Raw genomic sequence first — 15,466 nt, forward strand, 5'->3', positions numbered from 1 at the left:
ACGATGATTTCCTCAACCTCTTTCTTGTTCTTACCCGCAAAGTATTCAGCTATAGAAAGGACTTTAAGTTATTCAATAACAACTGATATTAAAAAGCGAAGATTTGACAAACCTATACCGATAATAACTAATCTGAAGAATGAAAGAAAAGGCAAGAAACTTTGTCGGCTCAGAATACTAAAGGTAAGTGATTTATTATTACACGTAATCCGTGAATGGATAGATTATGTTGAAAGCAATGATCGGATCATTGAATTAAAAACTAAAAAAAGTATGAAGGATTTCCTGTTTTGTGGAGTAGATGGCCAATTAGCTTTACCCGAATACTATTTTCAAATTTATAAGCGTCAATTAAGCAAAAATGGATATGATTATAAGGACTTTAACTTATATAGGTTCCGTCATAATTTTTGCACAAGAGCATTACGCCAAGGAATTGAACCTAAAATTGTACAGGCGCTAATGGGAGATGAAACGCTAGAAATGGTTCTACGGGTTTACGATACAATAAATGATTCAGAAATACTAAAAGCTAGTGGGGATTTTGCTCAAAACATGGATTATACTCTTTCACTGGTAGAACCATCCACTTGACTTTTAATCAAGGTGTCCGGAGTTCGAATCTCCGATGGTTCACCAGTATGAAGACCTGAAAATGGTCTTCTTTTTTTACCCATAATCTACCCGCATATACTTTTGGTATAAATTGACTTAGTTGCTTTAAAAGTATATAATAAATGCAGTTTGTTTGTACTGTTTACTTATAACCACCCCATATAACATTAGGCTGCCGGCAATGACGCAGCTATATATGTTAAAAATTTAACGTACCACAGGACTGCTTTTTCAGTGACTTAAGACAGAAAGGTTTTGATACGAAATGAGAATCAGCGAAGCAAAACAGTGCATTATTGAGCTTTATAAAAACACCGATTGCGTAACGGCTCTGGTGAGCGAGCGTGGTGTGGGCAAAACCTCCGCTTTTCAGCAATGCGCGCAGGAACTTGATATCGGCTATATGGGGCTTTACGCCGCCGCGATGGAGGGCCCGGACTTTATGGGGCTGCCCGATAAAGACCGGGAAAAAGGCATTACGCGCTACCTTGCCCCGCAGTTTTTACCCACCTGCACTGCCGTTGCGGAGGGCATCTTCCCCGAAAAGGGCCTGCTGGTGCTGGAGGAAATTAACCGCGTGCCGACCGATACGGTTTCGGTTCTTTATCCCCTGCTGCTGGAGCGCAAGATTAATGGCCACCAGCTCGCGGAAGGCTGGAAAATCGGGGTGACCATGAACCCCGACACGCTGAACTACGCCGTTAATTCTCTGGATGACGCCATGCTCGACCGCTTTACTGCAATTGAGATTACGGCAAATCTTGACGATTATATCACCTACTCCCTGAAAAACGGCCCCTGCGATGATGTGCTGGATTACCTTACGGCCTGCCCCGATATGCTGCTGCGTGTTAAGAAGGCTGCCGACAGCACCGCTACCTCAAAATCCCCGACACCGCGCGGCTGGTCACGGGTTCAGCAGCTTTTAAATAACTGTTCACTGCCCGAAAAGCTGATGCAGGAGCTGATTTCGGGTATTCTAGGGCCGGAGACTGCCGCATCGTTCTTTGGCTACCTTAAAAACCGGGAGTATACCATCCCGTCAGCCGAACAGCTAGTTACCGATTACAACGCGGTACGCCCACAGATGGCAAAGCTTACGGAGGGCGGCAGACTGGATATGCTCAGCCTTGTGCTGAGAAAGGTGGTTTCACTGCTGGACGGAAGCGAAATACAATGTAAGAACCTTGATGTTATGCTAAGCGATCTGCCCGAGGAGGTTCAGCTGCTGTTCTTTAAACTGCTTGCAGACGCAAAGCCGGAGCTGTTCCTTGGTATAGCGCAGCAAACCAGCATCTTCAGTACGCTTTCCAATCAGATATTGCAGCTGCTATCATAATAATGAAATGACACAATCAGGGGGAACGACCATGCGGATGCAGGATTCGGTGATGAAGCTGCTGCTGAGCCAGCCCTTTTATGGCTCGCTTGCCGCCGCTGTTTCGCTGCGCGAAAACAAGACGGTAGCAAAAACAAAGATGAACCTGTTCCCTTACCCGGTGCTTCACTACAACAAGGAATGGTTTGAGGGGCTTTCTGACGCGCAGGCTATGGGTGCGCTTATGCACGAGCTGCTGCACCTGTTGCTGCTGCACGCCCTGCGCTGCGGCGAGCGTGACCCGCTGATTTGGGCGGTTTGCTGTGATATGGCGGTGAATGATTGCCTGCCGCCCGAGATGCTGCTGCCCGACGCGGCAACCACCGAGAGGATGGAGCGGGAGATCGGGCAGAAGCTGGAAAGGCACAAAAGTGCCGAGTACTATTATACACAGCTATCCAAGCTGCTGACCGACACCTTCAGCTTTATAAAGCATGAGGAATCGGTTACCCTTCGCTGCAACAGCAAAAGCCTGTTTGAAGCCGATTTGCAGACCGAAGAGAATGCCTCTCAGATGAGCGAGCAGGCGCTCAAAAGCCAGCTTCGCGAGCTGATTGATGAAGCGCATTTGGGCGGGGAACTGCCGACAAACCTGAGCGGTGAGCTGGATACGGTTTACGAGCAGGCTCAGATAGACTGGAAGACGATGTTCAAACGCTTTTTAACCGGCAGAGGGCGTATGGAAGCCCGGGCGACCTACAAACGGGAATCCCGCCGTTACGACAGCTACCCCGGCAGCAAAAGAACTGTGGGGCTGAATGTTTTGATTGCGCTGGACGAAAGCGGCTCAATCTCTAACGACCAGCTGCAAACCTTTTTTAACGAGCTGATGACCGTGAACCGCATAACCAACGCACAGATTCTGGTTACTGAATTTGATACCGAATGCACCGAACCCAAGGCCGCTAAGGAGTATCGTCAGGTAAGACGGCGCGAGAAAAGCGGCGGAACCGACTTCAGGCCGGTTTTTGCGCTTGCAGGCCGTTTAAAGGTTTCCCTCGTCGTTATTTTTACCGACGGTGACGGCAGCGCGCCCGAGCACGCAAGCCAAAGGGTACTCTGGGTACTTACCAAGGGCGGTAAGCAGCCTGCACCCTATGGTTACAGTGTGACGTTTGAGTAGCAATCATACTTTGGGCTGATTACATTGGTGTCTTTCGGCACAGATACCACTTAACACATTGTCATAAGGCGGGATTAACATGGTATTGGAATATTACCTTACCGGCGGCTGGCTGCGAATCGGTAAAAAGGAAGCGACGCTTGAGCTGCTGCGAAAAGACAGCGTGCTGCGCCCGCTGCTGGGCTACAGTGCAAGCGAGCTTAGCGCACTGGTTTCTCAAGCCGCCGGCATTAACATTCAGGAAGACTATGTTACACTGGATTTTGGCAGCGCCGCCGAGCGAAAGCTGAGTGATGACCCCACCAAGATGCTGAATGAATTAAAGCAGCGCTATGGTGATTCGGTTGGCGGAAAGCTCTTTTTTAAAGGTGTTTATACCACCTTCATACAGATTATGTATTTTGAAGCCGACCTTGAAACCGCAGGCGGTATCAAGCTTCATATTACCAGCGATACCAACGCATAAACAGGATTAAACGTGTATTCCCACCAGTGGAGTACACGTTTTGCTTATATTTAAACCCACTACCTTGTTCATCCTTGTTTTGTACCAACATTTGTGATACCTTAGAGGAAAGGAGTCCATAAAGGAGTACCGCTAAAAATTACTGCTGAATCGGAAAGGCTGAAACATCATGAAACTAGCAAAACGCATCTGGGCATCCTTTATCCTGATTGGTTTAGTCGGGCAGTTTGCATGGACTATTGAGAACATGTATTTCAATGTTTTCCTCTATAACACTATCTCCACCGACCCTGCCTACATAGCGGCGATGGTTGCGGCCAGTGCTGCTGCGGCTACCATCACCACACTGCTGATGGGTGTGCTTTCCGATAAGCTTGGCAAGCGCAAGCTGTTCATCTGCGGCGGTTATATCCTTTGGGGGCTATCCACCGCCATGTTTGGGTTTATCAGTGTACAGAATATAAGCAGGTGGTTCCCCGCCGCCAACGCGGCAGCGACAGCCGCCATGGCCGTGGTGATAGCCGACTGTATTATGACCTTCTTCGGCTCCACCGCCAACGATACGGCATTTAACGCCTATGTAACGGATGTTACCAGCAAAGAGAACCGCGGAAAGGCAGAGTCGGTGCTCAGCATCCTGCCGCTTATCTCGATGCTTATTATCTTCGGTGCATTTGACGGTATGACCCGGCAGGGGCGCTGGCAGGAGTTCTTTTTTATCTTTGGCTTGTTGGTTACCGCCACAGGCATTCTTTCTATCTTTCTGTTAAAGGAGCCTAACGTACAAAAGTCGGAAGGCAGCAGTGTCGCAAACCTGCTTTACGGCTTTAAGCCAAGCGTAATCCGGCAAAACCCGCTTTTGTATCTGGCGCTTTGCTCCTTGGGGTTGTTCTCGGTGGCTGTGCAGGTATTCTTTCCGTACCTTATTATCTACATACAGAACTATTTAAAGATAGATGCCTACGCCATCGTGCTGGGGGTGGTGCTGATTATAGCGTCCATTGTCAGCGTAGTTGGCGGGCGGTTTATAGATAAAATCGGCAAGCTAAGGTTTGCACTGCCCGCACTCGGCGTTATGCTGGCGGGGCTTATTGGGATGTTTCTTGTAAACGGTATGGTTCCCGTAATTATTGCCGGTTCGGTGATGATGTCTGGCTACATGCTGGTGCTGGCAGCGCTTTCAGCAACGGTGCGCGACCATACACCTGCCGATAAGGTAGGGCATTTTCAGGGCATACGCATGATATTCGCCGTACTGCTGCCCATGATCATCGGCCCTTCCATCGGCGCCGCGGTAATCAAAAACAGCGGCAGCACCTATGTTGACTTAGGTGTAACCAAGAATGTACCCACCCCCGCCATCTTTCTTGCCGCGGCGCTGGTATTATTGCTTGCAATTATACCGATAATGCTGCTGAAACGGAGAACCGGCCATGAAAACTAAATGGGGTGAAGCTTTAGGTAAAGACCATATCCTACAGGAATACCCCCGACCGCAGCTGCGGCGGGATAGCTACATAAACCTTAACGGCGGGTGGGAATATGCCATCACCGAAACGGAGGAGGCTCCCAATACCTTTGACGGTGAGATACTGGTTCCCTTCTCGCCCGAAAGCGAGCTCAGCGGGGTAAACCGCGCGCTGCTGCCTTCTCAAACGTTATGGTACCGCCGTATAGTCCGGCTGCCCGATGGCTTTAACCAAGGGCGTGTGCTGCTGCATTTCGGTGCGGTGGATCAGATTGCCACGGTATACATAAACGGTACGGAGGTGTGTTCTCATATCGGCGGATATACCCCGTTTTCTGCGGACATTACCGCCTACCTAAAGGAACAAAACACCCTGCTGGTGAAGGTGCGTGATTACAGCGATACCTGTTCCCTTTCCAGAGGCAAGCAGAAAAGCAAGCGCGGCGGTATCTGGTATACCGCACAGAGCGGCATCTGGCAGACCGTTTGGATTGAAAGCGTACCGGAGCATTATATAGAATCCTTACGCATCACCCCGCTGTTTGATGAAAGCGCGGTGGAGTTGACCGTAATTTCCACACAAAAACTTCCCTGTACCGCACAGATTGGCGACATAACTGCGGCGTTTACGGCAAACGAGCCTGTAAGAATCCCCCTGCCCTCTTTTATACCGTGGACACCCGAAAATCCCCATCTATACGATCTTACCGTTACAATGGGGGATGATCGGGTAGCGAGCTACTTCGGCATGCGCAAGTTCTCGGTGGGTTCCGATAATAATGGGGTTAGGCGCCTGTTTTTAAACAACGAACCGTACTTTCATAACGGGCTGCTTGACCAGGGGTATTACAGCGACGGCATGTATACTCCTCCCTCAGACGAAGCAATGATCTTTGACATTCAAACCGCCAAAAATATGGGCTTTAACATGCTGCGCAAGCATATCAAAATCGAGCCGCTGCGTTGGTATTACCACTGTGACCGTCTCGGCATGCTGGTGTGGCAGGATATGGTCAGCGGCGGCGGGCAGTATAACCTCTTTACCATTAGCTCTCCCCTTATTACGGGTATTCATTTTAAGGATAACCGCTATAAAAGCTTTGCTCGTGATGATGTACAGGGGCGTGAGCAGTACTATCAGGAGCTCGATGAGATGCTCCGCCACCTATACAACACTGTATCTGTTGCGATGTGGGTTCCCTTTAACGAGGGCTGGGGACAGTTTGACGCCGCCAAGGCGGTGGAGCGGATTCTGGCGACAGATACCACCCGCACCATCGACCACGCCAGCGGCTGGCATGACCAGCACATCGGCGAACTGAAAAGCCTGCATGTGTATTACAAGCGCTACCGCTTTAAGCCCGACAAGCTTGGACGTGCGGTGGTGCTCTCGGAATTCGGGGGCTATAACTTCCGCGTACCGGGCCACAGCTTTAATGAGAAGGACTTCGGCTATAAGCGCTATGAAACCGCTGAGGATTTACTGAAAGCCTATGAGAAGCTATACAACGAGGAGATTCTTCCCGCCAAGAAGCAGGGACTGTGTGCCACTGTATACACCCAGCTTACCGATGTGGAGGATGAGCTGAACGGGCTGATTACCTACGACCGCAAGATTGTAAAGCTGCCGATTGAGGCGATACGCACTATTAATAAGAGATTAACGGAGCGATAAGTAGCAAATTACTCATAGCATAGGAACCGCCGTGCTGACTACACGGCGGTTCTTTTTTAGGCATAATTTATCGGAAGGATCTCAAAATGAAGTGAATTATCTAATTTAAGCGTTGCTTAACGCATCGGCCACAGCAGCCATAATGCCCCGGCTGCTGAAGGTGGCGCCCGAAACGGCATCTACCTGAGTACTCTGCTGGCTGATAATCTCCTCAACCACGGTAGAATACGCGCGGCTGAAAAACGGGCGGTCATCTTCGTAGGAGAGAACCTGAACATCGGTAATCTCCCCATTCTGTACGGTAACGGAAACGGTAGTAGTTCCTCTTCTAAAACCGGTACCGGAGCCTTGATAGGTGCCGTCTTTATATTTACCGGTTTTGGTCTGCGCAGGTTCTGCCTGCGACGACACCGCCCGCTCGGAGGACGAATTTGCTGTGGCGCTGCTGGCTTGTGCGGCGGAAGATTCGGCAGCCGCCTTTTGTGAAGAACTGCTTTCCGCTGCAGGTTCAGAGGAAAGCCAGGAAGAGCTTGCGATTTGAGCTGCGGAGGAGGTTTCGGCAACATCTGCACTCGATGCCGACTGGTTCACGGTAATATCCGCCGCAGAAAGGCTGGTGGCAAAGCTGCCGGCGTAGCTGATACCGGCCATGGTGATTGCAGCCATTGAACCCGCCAGCACCGGGCGTACATCACTGTCAAGCACTGCGGCGGTTACGTTGCTACGCGGGCAGGCAGAAACACATTTATAGCAGTTGATGCACTCGCCCGATTTATTCGAATCGCTCTTGTAAAGCGGGATACCCATAGAACAGCTGTTGGTGCATACGCGGCAGTTACCGCAGTGGTCTTTTGGTTTTAGAATTCTGGTAACACGCAGCTTGGAGATGACGGAGAACACCGCACCCAACGGGCAGAGATAGCGGCAGAAAAAGCGGTCTATAAAGAATGATGCGATGATGATGGCTATTAAAATGATGAGTGCCGGCAACAGATTGGCGGCTACATAGGCAATATCCGGCAGCTTGCCCACCGTAAAGAGCATACCGAAGGCATCCCATGGGCTTGCGGCAGTAAACAGGGTGGTGTTCAGGCTCCAAATGCCGACAACAATGAATACAAGAAGGATATATTTCACCATTTTTAACGCTTTGTCGACCTGCTCACTGATCTTGAAGCGACGTTTAAAAAGCTTGTGAGAAACGGCGGAGATCAAATCCCCCATTGCGCCGAAGGCGCACATCCACCCGCAGAAAAAACGCCCCAACAGAATGGTAATGGGGATTACCGTAATCACCTCTATGAGCTGAGGCAGCAGCGATATTATATTAAAGCTGCCGCTGATAATACCCTGCCAGATCTGCTGCAGCCCGCTGAACGCACCAATATAGAGGCCGGGTAAAAGGATAAAGCTGAGAAGCTGTATCACCGTTCGGAGTATGGGGATAATTGTTATCTTCTTTTTCTGTGATGTATTAGCAGTAGTCATATTCCATTGCCTTTCTTTCAAAGGTAAATACTATTGAGCCTTTCGCTGTAACAGCGGGACAAGTTCAAACCGGTTTGTTAAGCCATTCGTGGTATACACCTTATAATCCTCGGTTAAAAACACCGCCTCGGCCTTAAACTGCTCTATGAGCTTTACCCCGCGCTCCATGCCAAGCACAAAAGCCGCTGTGGTGAGCGCGTCTGCTTCGGCAGAGCTTTTACAAACCGCCGTTACACCCAGCAGCCCACTCTGCGCGGGTTCGCCGGTGCGGGGATCAATGATGTGATGATAACGAATACCGTCCTTCATAAAAAAACGTTCGTTGCTACCCGAGGTAACCACGGTATCATCCTTGCAGGTTATCCTTCCTAGATACTCCCCAGTTACCGCCAGCGGGTTTTGGATACCAATATACCAAGGAGCTCCATCCGGACGAAAACCAATAGTGCTGATATTACCGCCGAGGTTTATTATCGCGCCGGTTACACCCGACTCGGTTAGGATGCGTTTTACCTCATCCGCCGCATACCCCTTGGCAATACCGCCAAGGTCTGCCGCCTGCCCTTTCCGCTTCAGGTAAGCCGTACCGGCTTGTTCATCAAGGATTAAATCCTTGCTTCCCGTAAGCCTCATGGCCTTATTAATCTCCCGCTTTGAGGGGATGTAGTTTTGCTTTTTACCGATTCCCCACAATTCAATCAGCGGGCGTACCGTAATATCAAACGCTCCGTTTGAAAGCTCGCTCATCTGTTTTGCTTTTCTTAAAAGCTGAAGGGTTTCTAAGTGCACGGTAACTGGTTTAAGCCCCGCGTTATGGTTGAGCCTTGCGATATCGCTAACCGGTATAAACGGCGACATTCTGTTATTAATCTGCATCACCCATTCTGCAGCCTCCTCCAGCAGCGTTTGCCCGAAGCCGCCGAACACCGTGATTTCATTGATGGTACCCAGCGCCTCAAAGCGACAGGTGACGGTACCTTTGCTTATTGAGATGAGTTTGTTCATACCAGATAACCTCCTTTGTTTGGTCTATGTCTATATTTTATCGGTGATATGTGATTGCAGTGTGTTAAAAATAAAAAGGATTTCTGAATGAGACTTTAAAATTGAGTGAATGTAAAAAGAAGTACGGGCAAAGACTATAAAGCCTTTGCCCGTACTTCCCCGTTTGTGAAGAGGTTATTCTTTGATATACAACAACCGCATCACCTTGCCGCGCCTGCGCTTTTTATCATTTTTCAGTTTGATTGGTCTGCCCAGCGGCATATTCGCTCCCCCAGTCATCCATCTGCCGCAAAAGGGGGATTAAGGAGCGCCCAAACTCGGTAAGTGTATACTCCACCTTTGGCGGAACCTGCGGGTAAACCGTGCGGATTATTAACCCGTTGTTCTCAAGGTCGCGCAGCTGCTGCGTGAGCATCTTCTGTGTCATCTGGGGAAACTGCCGCCTAAGCTCATTAAAACGCCCTACCTTTTCCGAAAGCTGCCACATAATCAGCACCTTCCACTTGCCGTCAATCAGGTCCATCGTCATCTCAAGCGGGCAGTTGTACTGTTTGTTATTGTAGGTGATCATCTGTCATCCTCCGCCTTTCATGGCCCCATCAGGTTCCCGTTTGCATACTATCTTCCTGAAAAGTGCGTACTTGTGCCTGCCCAGTCTTTATAATACAGTTATAACATAAACCGATTAGGAGTGAAAGATATGGATAACGTTATGTTAAACAAAATTGCCGCCAGAAGAAGCATCCGCAAATATCGCGACGAAAAGGTACCCGCTGAGCTGGTAAAAGAATTATTGAAGGCTGCCATGAGCGCCCCTTCGGCCTGCAACCAGCAGCCGTGGCATTTCGTAGTAATAGAAGATAAAGAGGTGCTGGCCGCCCTTTCCGAGATACACGGCGGATACACTGCGATGAAGAACAGCCCGTTGGTAATCCTGGTTTGCGGCAACCCCGAGGCCGCAACACTGAAGCAGTACTGGGAGCACGACTGTGCCGCGGCAACCGAAAACATCTTTCTTGCCGCACAGGCCATTGAGCTAGGCGCCATTTGGATGGGGGTAACGCAAGCGGCAGACCGTGATATGGAGATTATACGCAGCGCGTTGAACATTCCGCAGGAGATAATCCCTTTCTCGTTCGTTGCAGCCGGCTACCCCGCAGAGTTTAAGGAGCCTGCCAACCGGTTTGATGAAGCAAAGGTACACTATAACAGCAGGTGGTAGTTGTACATAGGCACTTGCAGCTCAGTTTAGCGCTTTAATTAACTGTATTTGACAGGGTAATGTTGCGTAAGTATAATAATACTAATTTACCGACAGTGTGGTGTAAAATACAGATTGAAAAGAGCGTGTGTGTATGAAGTATAAACCGTTGTGGGAGGTTTCAAAAGAGCTCGGAGATGTTGCGATGGGCCGCAGCAGCGCCGACCTGGTAATACAAAACGCCCGCCTTGTAAATGTTTACACCGGCGAAGTGCTTGAAAACACTGGAGTAGCCGTAAAGCAGGGGCGGATTGCGCTTGTCGGTGACGCAAGCGCCGCCATCGGCGGTGAAACCGTGGTATTCGATGCGAAGGGTAAAATACTTGCACCGGGCTTTATCGACGGGCACCTGCACATTGAAAGCAGCATGGTAACGGTTGGCGAATACGCGCGTCTGGTGGTTGTGCACGGCACCACCTCGGTGTTTATGGACCCGCACGAGATTGTAAACGTTACGGGCCTGACCGGCATGAAAGCCATGCTAGAGGATGGGGCTACTACCCCTCTTCGTGTTTTTGCCACCACACCCTCCTGTGTACCCGCCTCTCCGGGGCTGGAGCATACCGGCGCTTCCATCACACCCGACGATATCACCGAAACCATGCGGTGGGACGGTGTTGCGGGGCTTGGCGAGATGATGAACTACCCCGGTATTTTAAACGGCGACCGGGATACACTGGAAAAGGTAAACCGCACCCTGATGGCAGGTAAGCCGGTAACCGGCCACTTCCCGCTCGACGATACAAGTGCAGCCTTAAATGCCTATATTGCGGCGGGCATCTGCTGCTGCCATGAATCCACCACCGCCGGGCAGGCCTTGGCAAAGATGCGCCTTGGCATGTACGCCATGATTCGCGAGGGATCGGCGTGGGATGACCTGCCGCAGGTGATTAAGGCTGTTACCGAACACGATATCGACACTCGGCTGGCTGTGTTGGTTTCGGATGATCTGCATGCCGATACATTGATTGAGCGCGGGCATATGGACGCCATTGTACGCATGGCCGTTGCACATGGGGTAAAGCCGGTTACCGCCATTCAAATGGCGACAATCAATGCCGCATCCTGCTTCGGGCTGGAGCGTGAGCTTGGGGCGATTGCTCCGGGGCGGCTCGCTGATATGGTGCTGTTAAGCGACCTTGAAACAATGCGGGTTGAGGATGTGTTTATAGGCGGCCGACATATTGCACACAACGGCAGCCTGCTGGTACCCTGTGGCGGCTATCAGTACCCTGATGAACTGCTGCATACGGTTAAGCGCTCTGAAAAGCTTTCCCCCGATTCCTTTAAGGTAAAGGCACCTAAAGGGATAACCTCGGTGGAGGTTCGTGCCATTGGGGTGCAGGAGGGCAGCGTGCTTACCACGCAGATTATGAGGGAACTTCCCGTAAAAAACTCTTTTATAGAATTGCCCGAAGGTGAAGATATCTGCAAGGTTGCGGTTATCAACCGGCACCAGCCCGCCGGCGGCATGAGCATCGGCTTTGTGCAGGGGTTCGGATTATTGAAGGGGGCCGTTGCCTCCACCTATGCACACGACGCGCACAACCTGATTGTGCTGGGTAAAAGTGACGAGGATATGGCCTATGCCGCAAACCTGCTGATAGAATGCTCTGGCGGAATGGCCGCGGTGGAAAACGGCAAGACCCTTGCCCTGTTTGAACTGCCGATTGCAGGTTTGATGAGCAGTCTCCCCGCCGAGAAGGCCGCCGAAAAGCTCCACAGTCTTTCCGAAGCGTGGGTACATTTAGGCTCAAAGGTCATGTCGCCCTTTATGACCATGTCGCTGCTGCCGCTCGTGGTTATCCCCGAGATTCGCATTACCGATATGGGGTTGGTAGATGTTTTAAAAAGTGATTTTGTTCCCCTATATACAAATTCCAAATAAGAAGCACATGAAATATTCTGCTTAAATGCTTTCTATGTTTCTAATTGGAATAAGCATAATATTAACTATAGAAACGGAGTAAGACAGATGGATAGAACAGCGGTAGCTTTACAAGTATTCGACAACAAGTTTAACTGCGCTCAGGCGGTCTTTTCCGCCTTTGCCGAGGACTTAGGCCTTGACAAGGAAACAGCATATAAGGTGGCTGGGTGCTTTGGCGGCGGCATGCGGTGCGGGGAGGTCTGCGGCGCGGTTTCAGGTGCTTTGATGGCCTTAGGGTGTAAATACGGTCAAACTCTTCCCGGGGATACTGCCGCAAAGGAGCTCGCAAGCAAAAAAGCCGTTGAGTTCATTGAACTTTTTAAAGCCAGGAACGGCTCTATCCTCTGCAAAGAGCTGTTGGGTTACAACCTCTCACTGCCCGAAGAGATGAAAATACTCAAAGACAAGAATCTGTTCGCCACCGTTTGCCCCCGTGTTATCACCGACGCGGTAAAAATAGCAGGGGATGTTCTTTAAACAGAACAGTTATTCTCCTCCTTTTTATGATTACCTCTTTTAATCCCGACAGTTTTGCTGTAATATTAGTAGAGAGCATATTGTGTACCTCCGATGATGGTTTCTAAGCAATTCCATGCTGTCGGTTTTTCCACAAATATGCTCTCTTTTTTTACTCTTTTTTGAGCTCTATTTGTTGTCTACCGCAACATTTATTATAGAGCCTTTTTAAAACATGTACTATCTGTTGAAGATAAGTATTAAAACTGTTCGACTATCACCTGCCCAAGCAGGTGCATAATCTCCTCCTGTTCTGCAAGCCAAGGGCTGTATGCAGTAGCGCTTCCCGCTGCTACTGCGAGGGCAAGTGCCTCCCTATAGCTGCCGTTCTGGGAATAGCCCTTAATAAACCCCGCCACCATCGAGTCGCCCGCGCCAACCGTGTAAACCGCTTTGCCTTTCGGTGCCGAGCAGCGGTATATGCCCTCGCTTTGCGTAACCAGCAGTGCACCGTCGCCGCCCAGGCTCACCAGCACGTTCTGTGCTCCCGCTTGTATCAGCTTGTTTGCGCAGGCAGTCATCTCGCCCCCACTGCAGGGAATCTCGTGAAACAGCTCGCTTAACTCCCGCAGGTTGGGCTTGATAAGAAACGGCTTATATTGTAAGGTGTTCAACAGCACCTCACCCGCCGTATCTACAACGGTATATACCCCTTTTCCCGCTAAAAGCTCCAGTATCCGGTTATATACATCCTTGGGCAGCGAAGCGGGAATACTGCCCGCCAGTACAACGGTATCGCCCTTCTCTGCTTTGGAAAGGCTACCGAACAAGGCATCCAGCTCCTCAGGTAAAATCACGGGGCCGCGGCCGTTAATTTCGGTTTCTTCGCCTGCCAGCACCTTCACGCAGATACGCGATACCCCGCTCCGTACCCTGGTAAATGCAGCCCTGCAGCCAAGGGTTCCTAGCACGCGCTCAATCTCATCCCCTGTAAAGCCTGCCGTAAACCCCAGCGCGGTCGTGTCCATGCCAAGGCGGCTGAGAATGATGGAAACGTTTATCCCCTTACCACCGGGGTATAGCCTTTCTTCCTCCGTGCGGTTGACATCTCCCGGCTTAAAATCGGGCACCTTTACTACATAGTCCAGCGCGGGATTTAAGGTAACGGTATAAATCATGGCAAGCGTTTCCTTTCCACCTAACAAATTCTGTATATAGATTATCACTATTTTCGTGCAAAATCCAGCATTTTTGCAAAGAAAGCGAAAATTTTCGGGAAGAAATTGATGATTCGTCTGAAGATAAACCGCATAGAATATCGTATAAACATATGACTGCATAAAACCAAGCTTGTAATTTTTTATATTCTCTATAGGCTTTTTAAGGTATTTTGTGTTATAATAACCACAAGTATTTATTATAAAGATCTATTATTATTGCCCAACCATGGGTAATTATAAGTATTGGTGTATAGTCCGCCATTGTACTGCGGAGGTGAAGCAATGAACCGCGAGATGGTAAAGGAACCAGCGCAAAGTAATAATGCCAACATTATACATACTGCCGATGCACAGAGCGGTTCGCTTCAGACGGATGCCGAGCCCAAGGTAAAACCGTTTGCCTATGGCTTGTGCTATGCCAAGCTGTTTTGGATTTTTATGATTGGCTGTTTTATCGGCGTAGTGCTTGAAACGGTGCTTTGCCTTGTAAACAACCACGTGCTTCAGAACCGTTCCGGGGTCATCTACGGCCCGTTTAACCCGATATACGGTGTGGGTGCCGTGTTAATGACCTGCCTGCTTTACCCCATCGCCCAACGCGGCGATTTATTTATCTTTATCTCCAGCGCGCTCATCGGCGGAGGCTTTGAGTACTTCTGCAGCTTCCTGCAGGAACGCATCTTTGGCACCGTTTCTTGGGATTACAGCTATATGCCGCTGAATATCGACGGCCGCACCAACGTGCCGTATATGCTGTTCTGGGGTGTTCTGGGCCTTGCTTGGATGAAGCGCGTTTACCCGCTGCTTTCGTCATTGATTGAAAAGCTTCCCAAGCGCTGGGGTGTGGTACTAACCTGGGCGCTGACAATCTTTATGCTTCTGAATATGGGTATCTCGGCGCTGGCAGTGGAACGTCAGGCGCAGCGTCGAGCAGGGATACCGCCGGATAACGGATTTCAGCAGTTTTTAGATACTGAATACCCGGACGAAATGCTTGAAAAGATATTCCCCAGCATGGAGCCGGTAAACGAAACCGCAAAAAACAAGCAGCCCACCTAATGAACTGCATCCCGTCAAGAGGACAGCGAAAAAACATAAAATTTTCCCGACCAGTGGTGAACAAAACCACTGGTCGCTTTTTATGCAGCGAAGTAGAGATTAAATTTCTCTAACGGTGTCAGAACACCCAAGTTGCGTTGCACACGCCGGGTGTTGTAATAGCTGATGTAACTCTCAATCATCTGAATAAGTTTCTGCTTGCTGGTGAATCTCCGACCGTAATAGCGTTCGCGTTTCAAAATGCCCCAGAATCCTTCCATAGGACCGTTGTCGATGCAATGTGCCACACGGGACATGCTTTGCGTCATACCAGCTTTTTCGA

At 49.9% G+C, this 15,466-nt stretch carries 15 protein-coding genes and 1 tRNA gene; 11 read left to right on the forward strand and 5 right to left on the reverse strand.

The genetic code is table 11. The annotated features are described in order from the left end of the window. Nucleotides 1–3: 3 nt before the first annotated feature. From BLR50_RS11975 to BLR50_RS12005, 7 genes are all read left to right on the forward strand, one after another. Entirely contained in the window at nt 4–594 is a 591-nt protein-coding gene (locus BLR50_RS11975; RefSeq protein ID WP_092642604.1) for a tyrosine-type recombinase/integrase, read from the forward strand. Further along, nucleotides 558–639, forward strand: a tRNA-Lys gene (locus BLR50_RS11980). Before BLR50_RS11975 ends, BLR50_RS11980 begins: the two co-directional genes overlap by 37 nt. Nucleotides 640–880: 241 nt before the next feature. Next, a complete protein-coding gene (locus BLR50_RS11985) occupies nt 881–1,954 on the forward strand; it encodes a P-loop NTPase family protein (RefSeq protein WP_092642607.1) in 1,074 nt (357 codons plus the stop codon). 31 nt (nt 1,955–1,985) lie between these two features. Then, the gene (locus BLR50_RS11990; protein WP_162840420.1) at nt 1,986–3,116 is read left to right on the forward strand and encodes a vWA domain-containing protein; all 1,131 of its coding nucleotides are present in this window, start codon (nt 1,986–1,988) and stop codon (nt 3,114–3,116) included. A 79-nt stretch (nt 3,117–3,195) separates the two neighbouring features. Then, entirely contained in the window at nt 3,196–3,582 is a 387-nt protein-coding gene (locus BLR50_RS11995) for a hypothetical protein (protein WP_092642613.1), read from the forward strand. Between the two features lie 169 nt (nt 3,583–3,751). Next, a complete protein-coding gene (locus BLR50_RS12000; protein WP_092642616.1) occupies nt 3,752–5,026 on the forward strand; it encodes an MFS transporter in 1,275 nt (424 codons plus the stop codon). Beyond that, entirely contained in the window at nt 5,016–6,725 is a 1,710-nt protein-coding gene (locus BLR50_RS12005) for a glycoside hydrolase family 2 protein (protein ID WP_092642619.1), read from the forward strand. Before BLR50_RS12000 ends, BLR50_RS12005 begins: the two co-directional genes overlap by 11 nt. 105 nt (nt 6,726–6,830) lie before the next feature. Here the strand turns inward: BLR50_RS12005 and BLR50_RS12010 are convergent, their stop codons facing one another. From BLR50_RS12010 to BLR50_RS12020, 3 genes are all read right to left on the reverse strand, one after another. Further along, nucleotides 6,831–8,213 carry a 4Fe-4S binding protein gene (locus BLR50_RS12010; RefSeq protein ID WP_092642622.1) on the reverse strand — a complete coding sequence of 461 codons (1,383 nt, stop codon included), beginning with the start codon at nt 8,211–8,213 and terminating at the stop codon, nt 6,831–6,833. Nucleotides 8,214–8,243: 30 nt separating this feature from the next. Next, the gene (locus BLR50_RS12015; protein ID WP_092642625.1) at nt 8,244–9,218 is read right to left on the reverse strand and encodes an FAD:protein FMN transferase; all 975 of its coding nucleotides are present in this window, start codon (nt 9,216–9,218) and stop codon (nt 8,244–8,246) included. A gap of 226 nt (nt 9,219–9,444) precedes the next feature. Then, a complete protein-coding gene (locus BLR50_RS12020) occupies nt 9,445–9,789 on the reverse strand; it encodes a winged helix-turn-helix transcriptional regulator (protein WP_092642628.1) in 345 nt (114 codons plus the stop codon). Nucleotides 9,790–9,918: 129 nt separating this feature from the next. Here BLR50_RS12020 and BLR50_RS12025 point away from each other — a divergent pair, with 129 nt between their 5' ends. The 3 genes from BLR50_RS12025 to BLR50_RS12035 all read left to right on the forward strand — a co-directional run bounded on the left by BLR50_RS12025 (nt 9,919) and on the right by BLR50_RS12035 (nt 12,886). Continuing rightward, on the forward strand, nt 9,919–10,440 hold the full coding sequence (locus BLR50_RS12025) for a nitroreductase family protein (RefSeq protein ID WP_092642631.1): 522 nt from the start codon (nt 9,919–9,921) through the stop codon (nt 10,438–10,440). A 133-nt stretch (nt 10,441–10,573) separates the two neighbouring features. Further along, nucleotides 10,574–12,367: an adenine deaminase gene (gene ade, locus BLR50_RS12030; protein ID WP_092642634.1), complete on the forward strand. Its 1,794-nt coding sequence runs from the start codon at nt 10,574–10,576 to the stop codon at nt 12,365–12,367. Between the two features lie 87 nt (nt 12,368–12,454). Further along, nucleotides 12,455–12,886 carry a C-GCAxxG-C-C family protein gene (locus BLR50_RS12035; RefSeq protein ID WP_092642637.1) on the forward strand — a complete coding sequence of 144 codons (432 nt, stop codon included), beginning with the start codon at nt 12,455–12,457 and terminating at the stop codon, nt 12,884–12,886. A 239-nt stretch (nt 12,887–13,125) separates the two neighbouring features. Here the strand turns inward: BLR50_RS12035 and pfkB are convergent, their stop codons facing one another. Continuing rightward, nucleotides 13,126–14,043: a 1-phosphofructokinase gene (gene pfkB, locus BLR50_RS12040; protein WP_092642640.1), complete on the reverse strand. Its 918-nt coding sequence runs from the start codon at nt 14,041–14,043 to the stop codon at nt 13,126–13,128. Nucleotides 14,044–14,367: 324 nt separating this feature from the next. Between pfkB and BLR50_RS12045 the strand changes: the two genes are divergently transcribed. Continuing rightward, nucleotides 14,368–15,144, forward strand: a complete 777-nt coding sequence (locus BLR50_RS12045; protein ID WP_242871761.1) for a putative ABC transporter permease — start codon at nt 14,368–14,370, stop codon at nt 15,142–15,144. An 80-nt stretch (nt 15,145–15,224) separates the two neighbouring features. On the opposite strand, the gene BLR50_RS12050 is transcribed toward BLR50_RS12045, so the two are convergent. After that, nucleotides 15,225–15,466 (reverse strand): integrase core domain-containing protein (locus BLR50_RS12050; RefSeq protein ID WP_143008112.1); only part of this gene is annotated, 242 nt, incomplete at its 5' end.

Source organism: Acetanaerobacterium elongatum (assembly GCF_900103835.1).
In the GTDB taxonomy this organism is placed as follows: Bacteria; Bacillota; Clostridia; order Oscillospirales; family Ruminococcaceae; genus Acetanaerobacterium; species Acetanaerobacterium elongatum.

Coding starts and splice junctions, on each gene's coding strand:
- BLR50_RS11975 (WP_092642604.1), top strand. CDS start 4: ATGATTTCCTCAACCTCTTTCTTGTTCTTACCCGCAAAGTATTCAGCT.
- BLR50_RS11985 (WP_092642607.1), top strand. CDS start 881: ATGAGAATCAGCGAAGCAAAACAGTGCATTATTGAGCTTTATAAAAAC.
- BLR50_RS11990 (WP_162840420.1), top strand. CDS start 1,986: ATGCGGATGCAGGATTCGGTGATGAAGCTGCTGCTGAGCCAGCCCTTT.
- BLR50_RS11995 (WP_092642613.1), top strand. CDS start 3,196: ATGGTATTGGAATATTACCTTACCGGCGGCTGGCTGCGAATCGGTAAA.
- BLR50_RS12000 (WP_092642616.1), top strand. CDS start 3,752: ATGAAACTAGCAAAACGCATCTGGGCATCCTTTATCCTGATTGGTTTA.
- BLR50_RS12005 (WP_092642619.1), top strand. CDS start 5,016: ATGAAAACTAAATGGGGTGAAGCTTTAGGTAAAGACCATATCCTACAG.
- BLR50_RS12010 (WP_092642622.1), bottom strand. CDS start 8,213: ATGACTACTGCTAATACATCACAGAAAAAGAAGATAACAATTATCCCC.
- BLR50_RS12015 (WP_092642625.1), bottom strand. CDS start 9,218: ATGAACAAACTCATCTCAATAAGCAAAGGTACCGTCACCTGTCGCTTT.
- BLR50_RS12020 (WP_092642628.1), bottom strand. CDS start 9,789: ATGATCACCTACAATAACAAACAGTACAACTGCCCGCTTGAGATGACG.
- BLR50_RS12025 (WP_092642631.1), top strand. CDS start 9,919: ATGGATAACGTTATGTTAAACAAAATTGCCGCCAGAAGAAGCATCCGC.
- ade (WP_092642634.1), top strand. CDS start 10,574: ATGAAGTATAAACCGTTGTGGGAGGTTTCAAAAGAGCTCGGAGATGTT.
- BLR50_RS12035 (WP_092642637.1), top strand. CDS start 12,455: ATGGATAGAACAGCGGTAGCTTTACAAGTATTCGACAACAAGTTTAAC.
- pfkB (WP_092642640.1), bottom strand. CDS start 14,043: ATGATTTATACCGTTACCTTAAATCCCGCGCTGGACTATGTAGTAAAG.
- BLR50_RS12045 (WP_242871761.1), top strand. CDS start 14,368: ATGAACCGCGAGATGGTAAAGGAACCAGCGCAAAGTAATAATGCCAAC.